Origin of the sequence: Sphingomonas leidyi (assembly GCF_011761945.1) — a bacterium.
Classification (GTDB): Bacteria; Pseudomonadota; Alphaproteobacteria; order Sphingomonadales; family Sphingomonadaceae; genus Sphingomonas; species Sphingomonas leidyi.
In genome coordinates this window covers 1-17,732 of the sequence record NZ_JAASQV010000007.1, presented here as the reverse complement: position 1 = coordinate 17,732, position 17,732 = coordinate 1, and the positions used below count along the sequence as shown (strand labels likewise).

General features: G+C 66.7%; 18 protein-coding genes. 13 read left to right on the top strand and 5 right to left on the bottom strand.

The features are described 5' to 3' along the window. Window positions 1-107: 107 nt before the first annotated feature. Genes FHR20_RS21510 through FHR20_RS21500 form a run of 3 tightly spaced genes read right to left on the bottom strand, consistent with a single transcriptional unit; the run spans window position 108 to window position 2,722 of the window. Window positions 108-353, bottom strand: a complete 246-nt coding sequence (locus tag FHR20_RS21510) for an aldo/keto reductase (protein WP_243857712.1) — start codon at window positions 351-353, stop codon at window positions 108-110. Between the two features lie 13 nt (window positions 354-366). Continuing rightward, window positions 367-1,470 carry an alpha/beta hydrolase gene (locus FHR20_RS21505; RefSeq protein WP_167301487.1) on the bottom strand — a complete coding sequence of 368 codons (1,104 nt, stop codon included), beginning with the start codon at window positions 1,468-1,470 and terminating at the stop codon, window positions 367-369. A 10-nt stretch (window positions 1,471-1,480) separates the two neighbouring features. Continuing rightward, window positions 1,481-2,722 (bottom strand): MFS transporter, encoded by a 1,242-nt coding sequence (locus tag FHR20_RS21500; protein WP_208413808.1) that lies wholly within the window; start codon window positions 2,720-2,722, stop codon window positions 1,481-1,483. A 59-nt stretch (window positions 2,723-2,781) separates the two neighbouring features. Between FHR20_RS21500 and FHR20_RS21495 the strand changes: the two genes are divergently transcribed. Beyond that, the gene (locus tag FHR20_RS21495) at window positions 2,782-3,675 is read left to right on the top strand and encodes a LysR family transcriptional regulator (protein WP_167301486.1); all 894 of its coding nucleotides are present in this window, start codon (window positions 2,782-2,784) and stop codon (window positions 3,673-3,675) included. An 846-nt stretch (window positions 3,676-4,521) separates the two neighbouring features. Here the strand turns inward: FHR20_RS21495 and FHR20_RS21485 are convergent. Continuing rightward, on the bottom strand, window positions 4,522-5,121 hold the full coding sequence (locus tag FHR20_RS21485) for a JAB domain-containing protein (RefSeq protein WP_167301485.1): 600 nt from the start codon (window positions 5,119-5,121) through the stop codon (window positions 4,522-4,524). A gap of 196 nt (window positions 5,122-5,317) precedes the next feature. Between FHR20_RS21485 and FHR20_RS21480 the strand changes: the two genes are divergently transcribed. The 6 genes from FHR20_RS21480 to FHR20_RS21455 all read left to right on the top strand — a co-directional run bounded on the left by FHR20_RS21480 (window position 5,318) and on the right by FHR20_RS21455 (window position 8,029). Next, window positions 5,318-5,614 carry an AtpZ/AtpI family protein gene (locus tag FHR20_RS21480; RefSeq protein ID WP_086130825.1) on the top strand — a complete coding sequence of 99 codons (297 nt, stop codon included), beginning with the start codon at window positions 5,318-5,320 and terminating at the stop codon, window positions 5,612-5,614. Next, window positions 5,611-6,384, top strand: coding sequence for a F0F1 ATP synthase subunit A (locus tag FHR20_RS21475; RefSeq protein WP_167301484.1), 774 nt, complete (start codon window positions 5,611-5,613; stop codon window positions 6,382-6,384). Before FHR20_RS21480 ends, FHR20_RS21475 begins: the two co-directional genes overlap by 4 nt. A 62-nt stretch (window positions 6,385-6,446) precedes the next feature. Beyond that, window positions 6,447-6,659 carry a F0F1 ATP synthase subunit C gene (locus FHR20_RS21470; RefSeq protein ID WP_167301603.1) on the top strand — a complete coding sequence of 71 codons (213 nt, stop codon included), beginning with the start codon at window positions 6,447-6,449 and terminating at the stop codon, window positions 6,657-6,659. Window positions 6,660-6,681: 22 nt separating this feature from the next. Then, window positions 6,682-7,176, top strand: coding sequence for a F0F1 ATP synthase subunit B family protein (locus FHR20_RS21465; protein ID WP_167301483.1), 495 nt, complete (start codon window positions 6,682-6,684; stop codon window positions 7,174-7,176). Continuing rightward, window positions 7,169-7,720, top strand: a complete 552-nt coding sequence (locus tag FHR20_RS21460; RefSeq protein WP_167301482.1) for a F0F1 ATP synthase subunit B family protein — start codon at window positions 7,169-7,171, stop codon at window positions 7,718-7,720. Before FHR20_RS21465 ends, FHR20_RS21460 begins: the two co-directional genes overlap by 8 nt. Before the next feature lie 117 nt (window positions 7,721-7,837). After that, window positions 7,838-8,029 (top strand): hypothetical protein, encoded by a 192-nt coding sequence (locus FHR20_RS21455; protein ID WP_167301481.1) that lies wholly within the window; start codon window positions 7,838-7,840, stop codon window positions 8,027-8,029. A gap of 47 nt (window positions 8,030-8,076) precedes the next feature. Here the strand turns inward: FHR20_RS21455 and FHR20_RS21450 are convergent, their stop codons facing one another. Continuing rightward, on the bottom strand, window positions 8,077-8,826 hold the full coding sequence (locus tag FHR20_RS21450; RefSeq protein WP_167301480.1) for a class I SAM-dependent methyltransferase: 750 nt from the start codon (window positions 8,824-8,826) through the stop codon (window positions 8,077-8,079). Between the two features lie 147 nt (window positions 8,827-8,973). Here FHR20_RS21450 and uvrC point away from each other — a divergent pair, with 147 nt between their 5' ends. The 6 genes from uvrC (at window position 8,974) to leuB (ending at window position 17,626) form a co-directional block, all read left to right on the top strand. Next, window positions 8,974-10,896, top strand: a complete 1,923-nt coding sequence (uvrC, locus tag FHR20_RS21445; RefSeq protein ID WP_167301479.1) for an excinuclease ABC subunit UvrC — start codon at window positions 8,974-8,976, stop codon at window positions 10,894-10,896. Between the two features lie 97 nt (window positions 10,897-10,993). After that, entirely contained in the window at window positions 10,994-13,789 is a 2,796-nt protein-coding gene (locus tag FHR20_RS21440) for a DUF3857 domain-containing protein (protein WP_167301478.1), read from the top strand. A 52-nt stretch (window positions 13,790-13,841) separates the two neighbouring features. Beyond that, window positions 13,842-14,798 carry a polysaccharide deacetylase family protein gene (locus FHR20_RS21435; protein ID WP_167301602.1) on the top strand — a complete coding sequence of 319 codons (957 nt, stop codon included), beginning with the start codon at window positions 13,842-13,844 and terminating at the stop codon, window positions 14,796-14,798. Between the two features lie 5 nt (window positions 14,799-14,803). Then, the gene (locus tag FHR20_RS21430; RefSeq protein ID WP_167301601.1) at window positions 14,804-15,748 is read left to right on the top strand and encodes a GNAT family N-acetyltransferase; all 945 of its coding nucleotides are present in this window, start codon (window positions 14,804-14,806) and stop codon (window positions 15,746-15,748) included. Window positions 15,749-15,793: 45 nt separating this feature from the next. Continuing rightward, complete coding sequence (recO, locus tag FHR20_RS21425; protein ID WP_167301477.1) at window positions 15,794-16,525, top strand: DNA repair protein RecO; 732 nt, start codon at window positions 15,794-15,796, stop codon at window positions 16,523-16,525. A 48-nt stretch (window positions 16,526-16,573) separates the two neighbouring features. Continuing rightward, window positions 16,574-17,626 (top strand): 3-isopropylmalate dehydrogenase, encoded by a 1,053-nt coding sequence (leuB, locus tag FHR20_RS21420; protein WP_167301476.1) that lies wholly within the window; start codon window positions 16,574-16,576, stop codon window positions 17,624-17,626. The last annotated feature ends 106 nt before the right edge of the window (window positions 17,627-17,732 follow it).

Sequence of the window (17,732 nt, the reverse complement as noted above, 5' to 3'; positions counted from 1 at the left end):
CAGGCGCCTCGAAGAAATGTTGCCGGCGATAACCGTCTCCTTACCTTGGTTCCATCGTGCTCCGGAAAGGGGCCGCGCATCGAAGCGGGTGCCGAACCACCGCGCTTCTACCAGGCATAGGCCAGCGGCGCCTCGCCACCGGGGCCGGGCCATATCTCATCCAGTTTCGTCAGCGTCTCGCCCGAGAGCGTGAGCGCGGGCGCCCTGAGGTTCTGCCGCAGCTGTTCGACCGTGCGGGGACCGCTGATCGCGGCGCTGACCACCGGGTTGTGGAGCAGCCAGGCGAGCGCCACGTCGGACGGCGCAGCGAACATGAGGCCAGTTGCGATGCGATGACGTGCGCGCGAGGTCATAACAGGCATCCCCTCAGCGAAGATGCTGCTCGAAGAAGGAGTGCAGCTTGTCGAGCGGGATCACGTCCGTTCGGTCGTAGAGATCAACGTGGCTGGCCCCGGGGATGATCATCAGTTCCTTCGGCTCTCCCGCCGCGGCGAAGGCGGTCTCGCTGAAATAGCGCGAATGGGCCTTCTCGCCGTGGATCAGCAGCACCGGGCGCGGCGAGATTTCCTTGATGTAGGTCAGGAGCGGCATGTTCATGAACGACAGCGGCGTGGTCCGCGTCCAGGCGTTGCCCGAGTTGACCGCACGCGCGTGATAGCCGCGCGGCGTCATGTAGTAGTCGTGATAGTCGACCAGGAACTGCGCTTCGTCACCCTTCAGCTCGTTGTAGCGAGACTGATAGGCCGACTTACCATCCGCCGCGTCGGCCCAGCGCTGTCGGCTGAGTTGCTCCAGCATCTGCGTCCGCTGTTCGAGCGTCACGCTGTCGTTGTAGCCCTTCGACATGACGCGGGTCATGTCGTACATGGTGCTCGCGACGACTGCCTTGACGCGCTTGTCCACCGCGGCCGCGTTCAGCGCCATGCCACCCCAGCCGCAAATACCGATGATCCCGATCCGCTCGCGATCGACCGAGGGATGCAGGCCGAGAAAGTCGACTGCTGCGCTGAAATCTTCGGTGTTGATGTCGGGAGAGGCGATATTGCGCGGTTCGCCGCCGCTCTCGCCGGTGTAGGACGCGTCGAAGGCCAGGGCAGCGAAGCCGCGCTCGGCCATGGTCTGCGCATACAGCCCTGACGACTGCTCCTTGACCGCACCGAACGGACCGCCGACAGCGAGCGCGGCAAGGCGCTTGTCCGCATGGTTCTTCGGCAGATAGAGGTCGCCCGCAAGGGTGATGCCATAGCGGTTCTTGAACCTGATCTTCTGATGATCGACGTTCGGGCTCTTCGGGAAGGTCTTGTCCCATTCGGTCGTCATGGTCTGCGTTTCCATCGTCCGGGCCTCCGCGTTGGAGATGTTGAAGAGCGACCCGGCGGTCAGGGCAGCCGCGCCTGCGCCGGTCAGTTTGAGCAACGCGCGCCGCCCTACGGGCTTGGCCTGCGCGGTTCGCGTGGTCGTGTCGGTCATGGTCATCTCCTCATTCCGGCTTGAGCATCTTACGGCCGTTGCCGATCAGCAGGATCGCGGCGGCGGCGAGGACGATGCTGCCGATGAAAGTCGCCTGGATCGAAAGGCTGTCGAGCAGCATCCCGCCCATAACGGCGCCGAGCAGGATGGAAGTCTGGATCGCCGCGACCATCAGGCTGCCGGCGGCTTCAGGCGCGTCGTCAGCATTCCGCGACATCCACGTCATCCAGATCACCGAGAACATGGTGTTCATCGCGCCCCAGATCGCCATGAACAGAGCTGCCGCGATGACCGAGAAGCCGAGCAGCAGCAGACCGATCGTCGCGCCGCCCATGACGAGCGCGGGCAGCTTGAGGAACGGTGCGACATTGCCTGTCAGAAGGCGATCCGCGGCCCAGGTGCCGAGGAAGCCCGCGCAACCGAGGATCAGCAGAAGGATCGATAGCCCCGTCACGCCGACGCCCGTGACCTGCTCGAGAAACGGCCGGAGGTAGGTGAACATGGTGAAGGCCGAACCCCATGACAGCATGCAGGCGATCAGCCCGCGCCGGAAATATGGACGCTTCAACAGGCCGAGCATGGTTCGGACATCCTGCTTCTGCGCGGTGGGCAGCGAAGGTAGGGCGACGACATGCCAGACGAGATTGATCGCGACGATCGGCGTCAGCGCCCAGAACACCTCGCGCCATCCGAACAGGCCGCCGAGATAGCTGCCGATCGGCGCGGCGAAAGCACCGGCAATCGCCTGCCCACCGAACATCAGCGCGAGCGCCTTCGGCACATCGTCCTGCGGAACCAGCCGCATGATCACTGCCGTTGCCAGCGACCAGAAGCCGCCGATGCAAATGCCGAGCAATGCGCGACCGATCATCAGCACCGCGAAACTCGGTGCAGCGGCGACGAGGACGAGCGACAGCAGCATGAGGGCGGTCGTCGCCACCAGCACCCATTTGCGGTTGAGCGTGCCCGCCGCGGTCGTGATAAGGAGACTGGCCGCGACCGCGAACAACCCGCTCACGGAGATCGCCTGTCCGGTCTGGCCCTCGGTCGCCCCAAGGCCATGAGCCATCGGCGTCAGCAGGCTGACCGGCATGAACTCCGACGCGATCAGCATCGCAACGCACAGCGCCATCGACATGACTGCGCCCCAAGCAGCTGTGGGCCTGTTTTCCTCGATCGCCAGGGCTGCCGCGGTCATTCTCTTCGCTCCCGTAACTTGCAGGAGCCATCTAGCGATTCCGCGATAAAGCAATTACCCGTGCAAATCCGCATGAACTAATCGATATGTACTAATAATCCTCTGGGAGGATCATGGCTCGAACCGACCTCAATCAACTGATCTGGTTCCAGGCCGTTGCCGAGGAACGCAGCTTCACCAAGGCGGCCGCCAAGCTCGGCGTCGCGCAATCGACGCTCAGCCATGCGATCAAGCAGCTCGAGGCGCGGATGGGCATCCGCTTGCTGACACGCACGACGCGCAATGTCGCGACGACCGAAGCTGGCGAGCGACTGCTCCAGACGCTCGCTCCGCGCATTGCCGAAATCGAGGAGGAGATCGCGGCGCTAACAGCGCTTCGCGACAAGCCTTCAGGATCGATCCGGCTCACCCTCTCGGATCATGCGCTCGAGAGCGTGGTCTGGCCGAAATTGAAGCCCGTGCTGAGCGTGTATCCCGATATCAGCGTCGAACTCCTCCTCGACAGCAGCTTCCGAAATATCGTCGAGGAAGGCTATGACGCGGGGGTGCGCCTCGGCGAAAGCGTCGAGCAGGATATGATCGCGGTACGGATCGGGCCTGATTGGCGGTTGGTGGCGGTCGCGTCTCCCGACTATTTTGTGGCGCGGGAGAAACCGCAGCATCCTCGCGAACTGGTCGGGCATGTCTGCATCAACATGCGGCACGAGACCTCGGGCGGCCTCTATGCCTGGGAATTCGAGAAGGACGGCAAGGAACTGCGCGTTCGGGTCGATGGCCAGCTCGCCTTCAACAACAGCTATGCCATGATCGACGCCGCCGCGAGCGGCTACGGTATCGCCTATGTGCCCGAGAGCATCGTCGAACGGCATATCGCGTCCGGCGAACTCGTCCAGGTCCTCGACGACTGGTCGCCCTTCTTCGATGGCTATTTCCTCTACTATCCGAGCCGCCGCCAGAATCTCCCGGCATTTCAGGTCATCGTCGATGCGTTGCGCCATCGCGGCTAGCGTCGCCAAGGTCCCGGAGACACATGTCAAATGTCCGCTTATCGAGCCTTAAATGCGAAAAGCGGATCGACCGCAATCGGCCCAAGAGCGGCCAGGCGGGTCTCCACCGGCGCGCTGGTCGAAGCGAGCGCCTGACGCAGAGCACTTTCTCCAAGCTCGCAGCAAGAATCAAAGGGCTTGCCGCACAGGACGCTATCGTAGCAGTCCACGAGGCGATGCCCGAGTTCGAGCAACTCGCAGCCGGTAAGCGTCGCGGCCGGTAGCCCCCTCACGGACCATTGTAACGAGCCGGCGTATCCGGGGCTGTGTCGATGGCTGTGCGCCGCCTTGCCCTGCCTGCCTAAGGTCGGCAGGTCGGTGACAGTGCAACAGGCTGTTGCACAATTGCTGACCAGGGGAGATTTCGTGGAGAGTACGGCCTACCTGACTATCGAAGAGGTAATGGAGCGATACCGAGGGATGATAACCGAGGGTACGCTCCGCAATTGGCGTTCAATGCGGATCGGTCCTTCGTTCCTCAAACTGGGACGGGCTGTGCTCTATCCCGTTACAGAGCTCGATCAATGGGATCGGTCGAATCTCGTTTTGTGCAAGCGAGTGAAGTCCCTGCCGTTGGAAAATGCCAGCACCGAAGCCCCTGGGCGGAGCATGGAAGCTGCCTCCGGTAGGGAGAAACTAATCTCACCGTCGGCTTCGGCGGCGGCGAAATAATGGTTGCCAGTAGCAGCCGGAGCCGGATTCGGGTGGTGGGTTCGGGTACAAAATTGGGGACGGTAATTGGGGTATGGGGAGTGGTTTCTACCCCCCAAACCGCCCCCAATTCGCTATTGTGCGCTATGGTTTACTTCACGCGGAAAACATAGTGATTGTAAGTGGATATGCGGGATCTGTCGTGATCATCCGCCTTGGTGTGGGGTGGTTGTGGACAAGGATCAGCGCCGCGGAGCCGAGCTCGATCGCGCGCCGGATCACTTCGCGGACATAGACGGCGGCCTCGTCGATCGTGCCTTCGCCCATCAGCTCGTCGCGGATCAGCATGTTCTTGGAATTGAGATGGAGGACGCGGAAGCGCTCGATCGCATGATGGGCCATGTCGGCGCGCAGATAATCGAGCAATGCCTGCCAATTGGCGAGTACCGGGCGCTCGGCGACTTCGGCGCGCAGCAGGCGGAGCGCCGCGGCATGGGCCGTCTTCAAGGCGGCGACGCTGGTCTCGCCCATGCCCTTCACGCGCGCCAGCGCCTCGGCATCCGCAGTGAGAAGCCCGGCGATGCCGCCGAATTCGTGGAGCAGCGCCCTGGCCAGCGGCTTGGTATCCTGCCGGGGAATCGCCAGTGCGAGGAGGTATTCGACGAGTTCGTGATCGAGCAGCGCGTCCGGCCCGCCCTCGAACAGGCGGCGGCGCAGGCGCGCGCGGTGGCCGCTATTGTCGGAACGTTCGGACATGTCCGGCTTGTTCCTGCAAATGCGCCGTTATTCAAGGCGAGGATTTCGCCGATTTGGCGGCGAGACCTGACCCGGAGTTGACTCGGTCCGCCAGCGTTCCTAAAGCGCCCGAGCAACGCGGCCGAACAGCCGGCGATGCTTGTATGTCGTCGGCGCTGTCGGCGGCTTTTTTCATATCTGGAACGCCTTGACCGCCTTGACCCAAGACCGTGCTCCGAGCGACCTTGACCGCCGCATCGCCGATGCGAAGGCGGCCGAGGCTGCGCGCACCGGATCGGCGGTTCCCAAGGCGCCTGCCGACGCCAAGGGCTACAAGCAGGGTTCGCGCGTGCTGATGGACCTGATCGGCATGCCGCTGGGCGGTGGAATCCTGGGGTATGCGCTGGACAGCTGGCTGGGCACCAGCCCGTGGCTGCTGCTGACCCTGCTCGTGCTGTCGATCGCGGCGGCTTTCCGCAACATCTACAAGATCTCGAAGGAGCGCGTTGAGTGAGCGCCGGCGCAATCAATCCGATGGAGCAGTTCGAGGTCGGCAAGCTGATCAAGTTCGATCTGCTTGGCTATGATCTCTCGTTCACCAACTCGGCCCTGTTCATGTTCGTCGTGGCGGCGCTGCTGTTCGTGTTCATGCTGGGCGGGATGAAGCGCGCGCTGATCCCGGGCAAGTGGCAGCTGATGGCCGAGGGCGCGGTGGGCTTCATCGATTCGATGGTGAACACCAGCATCGGCAAGGGCGGCAAGAAGTTCGCCCCCTACATCTTCTCGCTGTTCTTCTTCATCCTGTTCGCCAACCTGGTGGGCATCCTGCCGCTGGCGGTGGTGCCGGGGCTGCACACCTTCGCGGTGACCAGCCACATCACCGTGACCGCGGTGCTGGCCTTCTTCTCGTTCGCCATCGTGCTCGCGGTCGGCTTCTGGAAGCACGGCCTGAAGTTCTTCGGCCTGTTCGTGCCGCACGGCGCGCCGCTGTGGCTGATGCCGGTGATCATCCCGGTGGAATTCATCTCGTTCATGGTGCGCCCCTTCTCGCTGGGCCTGCGACTGTTCGTCGCGATGACCGCGGGGCACATCCTGCTCGAAGTGTTCGGCAGCTTCGCCGTCCAGGGCCTGAATGCCGGCGGCATCGGCTATGGCGTGTGGTTCGCCTCGATGCTGATGATCATCGGCGTGAGCGCGCTCGAACTGCTGGTCTGCGCGATCCAGGCGTACGTCTTCGCGCTGCTGACCTCGCTTTATCTCCACGACGCGGTGCACCTGCACTAAGTCGCGCTGTTCGTTTGTTTTTTGGATTACGTAGGGAGCTTGAAATGACTGACGTTGGTGCAATGTACATCGGTGCCGGCCTTGCGGCGATCGGCATCGGCCTGGCCGCGCTCGGCGTGGGCAACGTGTTCGGTTCGTTCCTCGAGGGCGCGCTGCGCAACCCGGGTGCCGCCGACGGCCAGCAGGGCCGCCTGTTCATCGGCTTCGCCGGTGCCGAGCTTCTGGGCCTGATCGCGTTCGTCGTCGCGATCCTGATCCTGTTCGTCGTTCGCTAACTGGTAGTCTCGAGGACAGCCAATGCCGCAGCTATCCCAAATCCCTGAGATCTACGCGTCGCAGCTCTTCTGGCTCGCGATCGTGTTTGCGCTCATCTATTTCGGGATCGGCAAGGCGATGGTTCCGAAGATCGAGCGTACGGTAGAGGACCGCAACGCCCGCATCGCCGGAGACCTCGCCGCGGCCGAGGCTGCCCGAGACGCGGCCCATGCGTCGGATGCCGCTTACGAGTCCGGGCTGGAATCGGCCCGGACCACGGCGCTCGCGACGCTGAGCCAGGCCAAGGACAAGGCGACTGCCAAGGCCGAAGCCGAAGTGAAGAAGGGCGATGCCGCGTCCGAGGCGAAGGTCGCCGAGGCAACCGTGCGCATCGAAGCGACCAAGACCCAGGCGCTGGGCGAGATCGAGGCCGGGACGGTGGATGCCGTCCAGGAGATCGTCGCCAAGCTCTCGGGCGTGACGGCCGACCGCGCGTCGGTCACCAAGCAAGTGAAGGCGGCGCTGGCCAATGGCTGAACAACCCCATGGCATGAAGGCGGAGACCGGCACCGTGGAACTCCATCATGAGCCTGAGGCGTTCGGCATCACCGCGCCGGGCTTCGTCGCCATCGCGATGCTCGTCGTGCTTGGCGTTATTCTGTGGAAGCGCGTGCCGGCGATGATCGGCAAGATGCTCGACGCGAAGATCGCTTCGATCCGCCAGCAGCTGGACGAGGCCACCGCGCTTCGTGCCGAGGCGGAGGCCGAGCTGGCCAAGGCCAAGGCGCGCAATGCGGCGAGCGCGGCGGATGCCGCGGCGATCGTCGAGCATGCCGAGGCCGAGGCCAAGGCGCTGCTGAAGAAGGCCGAGGCGGATGCCAAGGAACTGACCCGGCGCCGCGCCAAGATGGCCGAGGACAAGATCGCCGCTGCCGAGCGCGCCGCGATCGCCGCGGTTCGCGCCAAGGCGGCCGATGCCGCCGCCGCTGCCGCTGCCGCGATCATCGCGGAGAAGCATGGCGCCGAAGCCGACAAGAAGCTCGTCGACCAGACGATCGCCGGGCTTGGCCGCCTGAACTGACGGCCCGCTTCGGCGAGGCTCGTTCGAAAAGGGCGCGCATCCAGGGGGATGCGCGCCCTTTTCGCGTCCGCCCTTCCCGTGCTGGCGGGATGGAGGGCGGGCGGCTAGGATATCCGCATGACCATCCAACGCTGGCTCCAGCTCGCCACGGCCCTCACCGCGCTGCTGCTCGTCTTCCTGATCGGAGTGGCCTGGCACAGCGCCGTGGAGGACCATCGCCAGGCAAGCGATATCGGCGCACGGACGCACGAGACGATGGAGCGCATCGAGGCGCGGGCGAACGCGCTGGAGAATGAAGCGGGGCGATAGGATTGCGCGGCGCCTCCCCCGGCGCGCCGGGGGGAGGCGTTGGAAATTCACGCCGCCGGCTTGCGGAACTTGTAGATGAACTGGTCGGTCTTGCCCCGGATCTCGGGCGTGAAGACATTGGCGGTGTGCGGATCGTTCGGATTGCGCAGCAGCGGCAGCTCGCCTTCGAACTTGAAGCCGGCCGATTCGATCTCCGCGCGCGCGGCGGCGGGATCGATGCGGTGGAGCGTCTGCGGCACGGCGAAATCGGGATCGGTGTTGGCGACATGGTCGATCACCAGCAGCACGCCACCGGGCTTGAGCGAATCATAGAGCTTCTTCGCGATGCCCCTGGCGGCGCCCGGCGCCGCCGCCTTGAGGTGCAGGTCGTGCCAGTTCTGCACCGTCACGATCGCGTCGAGCGGCTCCGGGAAGGCGAAGCTCCTCAGGCTGTCGCGCAGCGGCGCGACATTGGCGCGGCCCTCCACCGCGGCCTTCTGCTCGTCGGCATAGGCGGCGCGGTACTGGATGAACTCCGCCGGCTGATAGGCATAGACCTTGCCCTTCGGCCCCACCGTCGGCGCGAGGATGCGGGTCCAATAGCCGCCGCCCATGATGAAGTCGGCCACCTTCTGGCCCGGCGCGATGCCGGCAAAGGCGAGGATTTCGCCGGGATGGCGGGCGGCGTCGCGGTCCTTCTCGGCCTGGGGGCGGCCCGCATCGCCCAGGGCGGCGGCGATGGGGGCGGGGACGGTCTGGGCCTGGGCGGCGAGTGGGGCAGCCAGCGCGAGCAGCGCGGCGGACAGGACGAGCTTCATGGGACGACTCTCCTAAGATGTGTGCGCGGAGCATCGCACATCCTCGTGACGGTTCAAGGCGCTCTCCTGCCGCCATCGCGCCTTTCGTCGGGATGACGAGAAGGGGAGTGGCGGTCGTCCTCCGCACCGCCTAAATCCCGTGCGACGATGTCCGATCCCAACGCGCCCGACCGCTTCAACGAAGAGACCGCCACCTTCGCCGTGCGCGGCGCCGATGCGCCCGATCTGGAAGCCGGGGTGGCGGCGATTCGCAACGTGCTCAAGACGCTGCCGGCGCGGCCCGGCGTCTATCGCATGCAGGACGCGCGCGGCGACGTGCTGTACGTGGGCAAGGCGCGGGCGCTGAAGAACCGGGTGACCAACTACACCCAGGTCCAGCGGCTCTCGAAGCGGCTCCAGCGGATGGTGGCGCAGACGCGATCGATGACGATCGTCACCACCAACAACGAGGCCGAGGCGCTGCTGCTGGAAGCCCAGCTGATCAAGCGCTTCCGACCGCCCTACAATGTGCTGCTGCGCGACGACAAATCGTTCCCGTTCATCCTGCTCAGGCGCGACCATGATTTCCCGCGCATCCAGCTCCATCGTGGCGCGCGCAAGGTGAAGGGCGACTATTTCGGGCCGTTCGCAGGGGCGGGGCAGGTGCGCAAGACCCTGAACGCGCTCCAGAAACTGTTCCTGTTGCGGAGCTGCACCGACGGCTTCTTCAACACGCGCGACCGGCCGTGCCTGCTCTACCAGATCCGTCGCTGCTCGGCACCGTGCGTCGATCGCATCACGCCGGAGGCCTATGAGGAACTGGTCGACGACGCGCGCGACTTCCTGATGGGCAAGAAGACCCAGGTGCAGGCCAAGCTCGGTGCGCAGATGCAGGCGGCGGCGGAGGCTCTTGATTTCGAGCTGGCGGCGATCCTGCGCGACCGGCTGAAGGCGCTCACCTTCATCCAGGGCAGCCAGGCGATCAACGCCGAGGGCGTGGGCGATGCCGACATCTTCGCGCTCGCCTGCAAGGGCGGCGTGATGGGCATCCAGGCCTTCTTCATCCGCGGCGGGCAGAATTGGGGGCATCGCAGCTTCTTCCCCGCGCACACCAACGACGTGTCCGAGGACGAAGTGCTCTCGGCCTTCCTGATGCAATTCTACGAGGAAGTGCCGCCGCCCCGGACGATCTTCGTCGATCGCGACCTGGCGGAGGCCGCGCTGCTGGCCGAGGCGCTTCGGGAACGCGCCGGGCACAAGGTGGCGCTGGGCGTGCCGCAGCGAGGGCCGCGGCGGCGGCTGCTGGAACAGGCGACGCGCAATGCGGCGGAAGCGCTCGACCGGCGACTGGCCGAGGGGACGACCCAGGCCAGGCTGCTGGCCGAGATCGCCGACATCTTCGAACTGCCCGAAAGCCCCGAGCGGATCGAAGTGTATGACAACAGCCATATCCAGGGCACCAATGCGCTGGGCGCGATGGTGGTCGCGGGGCCCGAGGGCTTCCAGAAGAACCAGTATCGCAAGTTCAACATCAAGCGCGCCGAGACCGTGCCGGGCGACGATTACGGGATGATGCGCGAAGTCCTTGCCCGCCGCTTCGCCCGCGCGCAGGACGAGGACCCCGACCGGCAGGGCGGGAGCTGGCCCGACCTGGTGCTGCTCGACGGCGGGCGCGGGCAGCTGAATGCCGCCCGGGCAGTGCTGGAGGACCTGGGCATCGAGGACGTGTGCCTGGTCGGCGTCGCCAAGGGCCCGCACCACGGCCGCGACGGACGCGAGGTTTTCCACCGGATGGACGGGCGCGAGCTGATGCTGCCGGTCAATTCGCCGGTGCTCTTCTATCTCCAGCGGCTGCGCGACGAGGTCCACCGCTTTGCGATCGGCGCCCATCGGCAAAAGCGCGCCAAGGCGATCGGAGCGAGCCCGCTCGACGAAGTTCCCGGGATCGGCCCGGCGCGCAAGAAGGCGCTGCTGATGCATTTCGGCACGGCGCGGGCGGTACGTGCGGCAAGCCTCGAGGATCTGCAGAAGGCGCCCGGCGTAAGCGCGGGAGTCGCGCAGCAGATCTACGATCATTTTCATATGCGATAAATATTTTCCGCACGATTTCCGTGCGAAATCTTCGCGCGGGCCGGCTTGCCGCGATCCCTGGAAAGGCTAGATACGGCGGCGAAAACGGGGGGTTCTCATGTACCGCAATGCGCTGGCGTCGATCCTGTTCCTTGGCGCGTCCGGAGTGGCGCATGCCGGCGAGAAGCCGCTCTACCAGCCGGTGCCCGATTGGGTGCGGCTGGCGCCCGAACCCGCAGCCACCGGCCTGACCGATGACGCGCCGGCGATGGTCATCGGCGATGTGCAGGCCCGCATCGCAGACGGGCAGAGCTGGACCTATTACGAGCGCGCTACCCGCCTCGCTTCGATCCTGGCGGTTTCGCAGGCGGGCACCATCAACCTCGAATGGCATCCGGCGCATGGCGACCTGATCGTGCACGGTGTCGATATCCTGCGCGGCGGCAAGCGGATCGATGCGCTGAAGGGCAAGAGCTTCACGGTATTGCGGCGCGAGCAGGGGCTCGACGAGATGAAGTTCGACGGCCGGCTCACTGCCACCCTGGCAGTGGAGGGGCTGCAGGTCGGCGACGTGCTCGACCTGCGCTATTCGGTCACCATGAGGGATCCAGCTCTCGGCGGCAATGCGGTGATCGTGGGGCCGGTCGTCGCCGAGCCCATCAAGGTCGGCTTCGTGCGGACGCGGCTGCTGTGGCCTACGGGCCAGGCAGTGAAGTGGAAGACCTATCCGGTGGGGGCCGAGCCGCAGGTGCGCGATGCGGGCGGGTGGCACGAGCTGGTGTTCAAGCTGCCGGTCGCCCGGCAGCCGGAGATGCCCGCGCGCATGCCGGGGCGGTTCGCAAGGCCGCCGATCGCGGAGGCGACGACCTTTGCCGACTGGCAATCCGTCTCCAAGGCGATGGCGCCGCTCTATCGCGTCGACGGGCTGATCGCCCCCGGCAGCGCGCTGGCCGCGGAAGTGGCGAAGATCGCGGCGGCGGAGAAGGACCCGCGCAAGCGCACGGCGGCGGCGCTGGCCCTGGTGCAGGGCAAGGTGCGCTACCTGTTCCGCGGCATGGACAATGGCAATTACGTGCCGCAGACGCCCGCCGAGACCTGGACGACCAAATACGGGGATTGCAAGGCGAAGACGCTGCTGCTGCTCGCCATCCTCCGCGAACTGGGGATCGAGGCAGAGCCGGCGACGGCGAATCTGGCCAATGGCGATCTGGTCGCCGAGCGGCTCGCATCGCCCGCTGCCTTCAACCATGTCTTCGTGCTCGCCAGGGTGGGCGGCCAGCTGCTGTGGCTCGACGGGACGGGCACGGGCACGCGCCTGGAGGACATAGACGATGTGCTGCCCTTCGACTGGGTGCTGCCATTGCGCGCCGAGGGGGCGGGGTTGCTGCAGGTGCCGGCCCGCGCGCCGGTACGCGCGACCGGGGCGACTGTGTTCGATATCGACCTGACCGGCGGCATCGATGTTCCGGCACCGTTCGAAATGAAAGTGACGACGCGTGGCGCCGCCGAGGGCGGGCTGAAGGCGTTGATGGGCCTGCGCAGCAAGGAGAGCCTGCTGGACATGTTCCGCAATCTCGTGCCCGCGTTCGGCCAGGACATGCTGCTCACCGGCAGCGACGTGAGCTTCGACGAGGCGAGCGGCACGGCGACGATCGCGTTGTCCGGCATCCTGAATCGGAGCTGGCGGTACCAGGATGGGCGCTTCCGGCTCGATGCCGCGGCGCCGATCGCCTATCAGATTCCCGATCGCACCCGGGCGAACTGGAAGGACATTCCGATCGCCACGGGCAATCCGATGCGCACCTCGAACGCGATGCGGGTGCGGCTGCCGGAAATGGGCGGCTATGTGCTGGAGGGCGATGCCGCGCTCGACGCCACCTTGCCGGGCGGCAAGCGAGTCGTGCGCCGGGCGACGCTGGCCGGCGGCCTGCTTTCGATCGATACCGAGGATGCGCAGACCGGGGCCGAGATTGCCCCGGCGGAGATCCCCGCGGCGCGCGCGAAGCTTGCCGAGCTCAACAACCGCGTGCTGCGCGTGCGGACGCTGCCGGGCGCACCGGGCCCATGGCGCGGGGTGGAGGCCGCCAAGCGCGCCGGCAAGTACGACAAGGTGCTCGCGCGCTATGCCGCCTATATCGCCGAGAAGCCCGAGGACGTTTCGCGCTATCTCGCGCGGGCACGCTTCCTGGCCAAGATCTTCGAGCGCCAGAAGGCGCTGGCCGATTTCGACAAGGCGATCGGCATGCAGGCAACGGCCGCGACCTATCGCGAACGCGCCGCGCTGCACCGGGCGCTCGGGCACAAGGCGGAGTCGCTCGCCGATCTGCGTGCGGCGCAGGAACTCGATCCGGGCAACACCGGCACGCTCTATGCGCTGGCGAGCGAACTCGCCAAGCTCGGCCGTCTGGACGAAGCGCTGGCTCTGCTCCAGCCCAGGATCGACGAGGAAGGCGAGAACCAGCCGGACCTGCTGGCGGCCAAGGGAGCCGCGCTGGGCCATGCCCGCGATGCCGCGGGCGCATTGGCGGCCCTTGACGCGGCGATCGCGAAGCGGCCGGGCAATGCCGGCTTCCTCAACGGGCGCTGCTGGATCAAGGGCACGCTGGACGTCCAGCTCGATACCGCCCTGAAGGACTGCACCCGCGCGATCGAGCTGGGATCGGGCGGCGCCGCGGCGGCGGCGCTCGACAGCCGGGCCCTGGTCTATTTCCGGATGCGCCGGTTCGAGGAGGCGCTGGCCGATATCAATGCGGCGCTGGAGCAGCGGCCGGCAGCCGCGAACAGCCTGTTCCTGCGCGGCCTGATCCTGCGGCGGACCGGCGATGCCAAGGCAGGGGATGCCGCCCTGGCCGAGGCCGAGCTGCTCTTCCCCCAGGTCAACGAGGATTTTGCCCGCTACGGGATCAAGCCCTGATCCCCGAGCGGGCATTCGGCATTTCTTCATGCCCGTGCGATACTCGGGCACCATGGCTACCCGGGTCTTCATCACGATCGATACCGAGATCATGTGGCGACACCATGTCGCCGGGCTCGATGTCGACACGATCGTCCAGCGCTCGCTGGAGCCCGCCAATGTGGGCGTCGCCTGGCAGCTGGAGCAGCTTGCCCGGCACGGCCTCAAGGCCTGTTTCTTCGTCGATCCGATGCCGGCGCTGGTCTATGGGCTCGACCCGATCCGGCGCGTGGTCGGCGCGATCCTGGAGGCGGGGCAGGAAGTGCAGCTGCACCTCCATCCCAACTGGACCGGCGCGCATGCGGGCGACAAGGGCGCGACCTATGGCGCGTTCGAGCTGATCGACTATAGCTTCGACGAGCAGGTGGAACTGCTCGCGGGCGCATCGGACATGCTGGTCGCCTGCGGCGCCGCCGAACCGGTCGCGTTCCGCTCGGGCAGCTATTCGGCGAGCGACGACACGCTGGGCGCGCTGGCCCAGCTCGGCTTCGAATATGATTCCAGCCATAACGGCTCCGAACATCCCTGGCCGAGCGCGATCGGGCTGGAGCCGCGCCAGATTGCGCCGATCGCCCATCGCGGGATCATCGAGGTGCCGGTCACGCTGATCGAGGACCGCGCCGGACATCTGCGCCATTTCCAGATCTGCGCACTCTCCGCCGGCGAGATGCGCGCGGCACTCGACCATGCCGTGGTGCGCAGCCATGCGGCGGTGACGATCGTGAGCCATGGCTTCGAGCTTGCAAATCGTGCCGGGACGCGGCCTAACGCCGTGCATGTGCGTCGCTTCGAAGCGCTGTGCCGCATGCTGGCCAGCCGCCGGGGGGTTCTGGTGACCGAACATTTCGCCGACAGGCCGAGAATGGCGCTCGGGCAGGAGGATGTGCCGCTCGGCCCGAGCCTGTTGCGCACGCGCTGGCGCCAGGCCGAGCAGCTCTGGTCGAACCTGGTCGAGGAGCGTGCCGCGTGAACGCGATGAGCGACGTTGCCGCCGAAGCGCCCCAGGCCAGGCCCACCAGCCTGAAGTTCGAGATCGGCGCGCGCACGCTGGCGACGATCCAGCGCCACCTGGTGCGCATTCCGCTGACGCTCGACCAGGCGCGGGCCGATCGGTTGCCGGTGCTGCCCCCCTTGCCGCGCGAGGCGCATGGCTATGTCGTCACGTCGCTGCCCGAGCATCTGGTGCCGGCGCTGGTGAACGCATCGGGCGACATGCTGCCCTTCATCCGGCAGCGCTACACGCGCTATTTCGCCGATTTCGGGATGGGGTTCGATGCCTGGTGGAACGGGCTCTCGTCCAACGCCCGCCAGGGCATCAAGCGCAAGGCCAGGAAGATCGCGGCGGAAAGCGGCGGCGAGCTCGATGTGCGCGCCTTTCGCGGGCCGCACGAACTGGAGGCCTTCCACGACGTCGCCCGTCGGATCTCGTTGCGAACCTATCAGGAGCGGTTGCTCGGCTCGGGCCTGCCGGACAGTCCGGAGTTCATCGCGACGATGCTCGCCCAGGGCGCCGCCGACCAGGTACGCGCCTGGCTGCTCTACGTCGCGGGCGAGCCGGCCGCGTATCTCTATTGCCCGGTGATCGAGGGTGGCGTGGTGATCTACGCCCATGTCGGCCATGATCCGGCGTTCAACGATCTTTCGCCCGGCGCGGTGCTCCAGCTCGAAGCGATGCGCGAGCTGTTCGAGGAGGGGAAGTTCGCCCGCTTCGACTTCACCGAGGGCGAGGGCCAGCACAAGCGCCAGTTCGCCACGGGCGGCGTGGCGTGCGTCGACCTGTTCCTGCTGCGCCCGTCGCTGGCCAATCGGGTGACGATGGCGGCGCTGGGCGGGTTCAACCGCGGCGTCGCCGGCGTGAAGGCGCTGGTGAAGCGGGTGGGGCTGGAGACGCTGGCGAAGAAGGTGCGCCGGGGATCCTGATTCCTCCCCGAGACAAGCTCGGGAGAGGAATTATATAGCAGTCCCATGCATCTTCGCGCCGAAGCCGTCATCCTCTCCGTTCGCGCGCATGGCGAGCATGGCGCGATCGTGCGGGCGTTCACGGAGGATCACGGCGTGCAGCCCGGCTATGTCCGTGGCGGGCATGGGCGGGCGCTGCGGCCGGTGCTCCAGCCGGCGAACCTGGTGCAGGGCGAGTGGCGTTCGCGGACCGAAGATGCGCTGGCCGGGTTGACGGTGGAGCTGCTCCACAGCCGCGCGGCGATGTTCTCCGAAGCCCTGCCCGCCGCCGCCTTCCAGTGGGCGACCGCACTTTCCGCCTTCGCCCTGCCCGAGGGGCTGCCCTATCCGCGGCTCTACGACGCACTGAGCGGCGTGCTCGCCGCGATCGAGGCGGCGCCGGCGGCGCGGGGCTGGGCGGTGGCGATGGTCCGCTACGAGCTGCTGCTGCTCGCCGAGCTCGGCTTCGGGCTCGACCTCGAGCATTGCGCCGCCACCGGCCGCAACGACGATCTTGCCTATGTCAGCCCCAGGAGCGGCATCGCGGTGAGCCGGATCGGGGCGGAAGGCTATGCGGATCGGCTGCTCCGGCTGCCGCGCTTCCTGGTCGAGGGCGGCGAGGCCGGATGGGGCGATATCCTCGACGGCTTCCGGCTCACCGGCCATTTCCTCGAGCGCGACCTGCTGATCGGAAAGGGCGCCGAACTGCTCGCGGCGCGGGCCCGGCTGGTCGATCGGCTGAAGCGCGCTGTTGCGTGACGGGCGCAAGGGCGGCAAAGCAGGCGACGACGACGTGGGGAGCATGAATTGCCACTGATTGCTGTTCTGCCCGGTGACGGGATCGGGCCGGAAGTTACGCGCGAGGCGCGCCGCGTGCTGGAAGCGCTGGCGCTGGGCCTCGACTTTGCGGAGGCGCCTGTGGGCGGCGCGGCCTATCTGGTGACGGGGCGCCCGCTGCCGCAGGAGACGCTCGACCTCGCCAAGAAGGCCGATGCCGTGCTGTTCGGCGCGATCGGCGATCCGCGCTTCGAGGCGCTGGAGCGGCGGCTGCGCCCCGAGGCGGCGCTGCTCGGCCTGCGCCGCGAGCTGCAGCTCTTCGCGAACATTCGCCCGGCGACGCTGTTCCCGGCGCTGGCCGATGCCTCGCCGCTCAAGCCCGAAAGGGTGGCGGGGCTCGACCTGGTCATCGTCCGCGAGCTGGTGGGCGACGTCTATTTCGGCGAGAAGGGCCGGCGGCACGATGCCGAGGGCCTGCGCCAGGGCTTCGACATCATGAGCTACAACGAGGCGGAGGTGGAGCGCATCGCCCGGGTCGGCTTCGAGATGGCCAAGCGCCGCCGGAAGAAGCTCTGCTCGGTCGACAAGGCGAACGTGCTCGAGACGTCGCAGCTCTGGCGCGACGTCGTCAACGAGCTGGCGACCGAATATCCCGAGGTCCAGCTCACGCACATGTATGTCGACAATGCCGCGATGCAGCTGGTGCGCGCGCCGGCGGCGTTCGACGTGATCGTCACCGGCAACCTGTTCGGCGATATCCTCTCTGACCAGGCGAGCATGTGCGCCGGCTCGATCGGCATGCTGCCCTCGGCCTCGCTGCGCGCCTGGAGCGGCGACAACGGCATGTACGAGCCGATCCACGGCTCGGCGCCGGACATTGCGGGCACCGGCAAGGCGAACCCGTGTGCGGCGATCCTTTCCGCGGCGATGCTGCTGCGCCATTCGCTCGGCAACGAGGACGCGGCGCAGACGGTGGAGGCCGCCGTCGCGGCGGCGCTTGCCGCCGGCGCGCGGACGGCGGATCTCGGCGGATCGCTGTCGACCACCGAGATGGGCGACGCGGTGCTCAGGGAACTCGCGTGATCCCCGATCAGCTCGAGCTGGCAGTTGTCATCCCGACGTTCAACGAGCGCGCGAACGTGCCGTTGCTGATCGAGAAGCTGGATGCGGCGCTGAAGGGGCGGAACTG

Excerpts from the sequence above, each read along its gene's own strand:
- FHR20_RS21430 (WP_167301601.1), top strand. The coding sequence starts at position 14,804 with ATGAGCGACGTTGCCGCCGAAGCGCCCCAGGCCAGGCCCACCAGCCTG.
- FHR20_RS21495 (WP_167301486.1), top strand. The coding sequence starts at position 2,782 with ATGGCTCGAACCGACCTCAATCAACTGATCTGGTTCCAGGCCGTTGCC.
- FHR20_RS21485 (WP_167301485.1), bottom strand. The coding sequence starts at position 5,121 with ATGTCCGAACGTTCCGACAATAGCGGCCACCGCGCGCGCCTGCGCCGC.
- FHR20_RS21510 (WP_243857712.1), bottom strand. The coding sequence starts at position 353 with ATGACCTCGCGCGCACGTCATCGCATCGCAACTGGCCTCATGTTCGCT.
- FHR20_RS21450 (WP_167301480.1), bottom strand. The coding sequence starts at position 8,826 with ATGAAGCTCGTCCTGTCCGCCGCGCTGCTCGCGCTGGCTGCCCCACTC.
- uvrC (WP_167301479.1), top strand. The coding sequence starts at position 8,974 with ATGTCCGATCCCAACGCGCCCGACCGCTTCAACGAAGAGACCGCCACC.
- FHR20_RS21440 (WP_167301478.1), top strand. The coding sequence starts at position 10,994 with ATGTACCGCAATGCGCTGGCGTCGATCCTGTTCCTTGGCGCGTCCGGA.
- FHR20_RS21435 (WP_167301602.1), top strand. The coding sequence starts at position 13,842 with ATGGCTACCCGGGTCTTCATCACGATCGATACCGAGATCATGTGGCGA.
- FHR20_RS21455 (WP_167301481.1), top strand. The coding sequence starts at position 7,838 with ATGACCATCCAACGCTGGCTCCAGCTCGCCACGGCCCTCACCGCGCTG.
- FHR20_RS21460 (WP_167301482.1), top strand. The coding sequence starts at position 7,169 with ATGGCTGAACAACCCCATGGCATGAAGGCGGAGACCGGCACCGTGGAA.
- FHR20_RS21470 (WP_167301603.1), top strand. The coding sequence starts at position 6,447 with ATGTACATCGGTGCCGGCCTTGCGGCGATCGGCATCGGCCTGGCCGCG.
- recO (WP_167301477.1), top strand. The coding sequence starts at position 15,794 with ATGCATCTTCGCGCCGAAGCCGTCATCCTCTCCGTTCGCGCGCATGGC.
- FHR20_RS21505 (WP_167301487.1), bottom strand. The coding sequence starts at position 1,470 with ATGACCGACACGACCACGCGAACCGCGCAGGCCAAGCCCGTAGGGCGG.
- FHR20_RS21465 (WP_167301483.1), top strand. The coding sequence starts at position 6,682 with ATGCCGCAGCTATCCCAAATCCCTGAGATCTACGCGTCGCAGCTCTTC.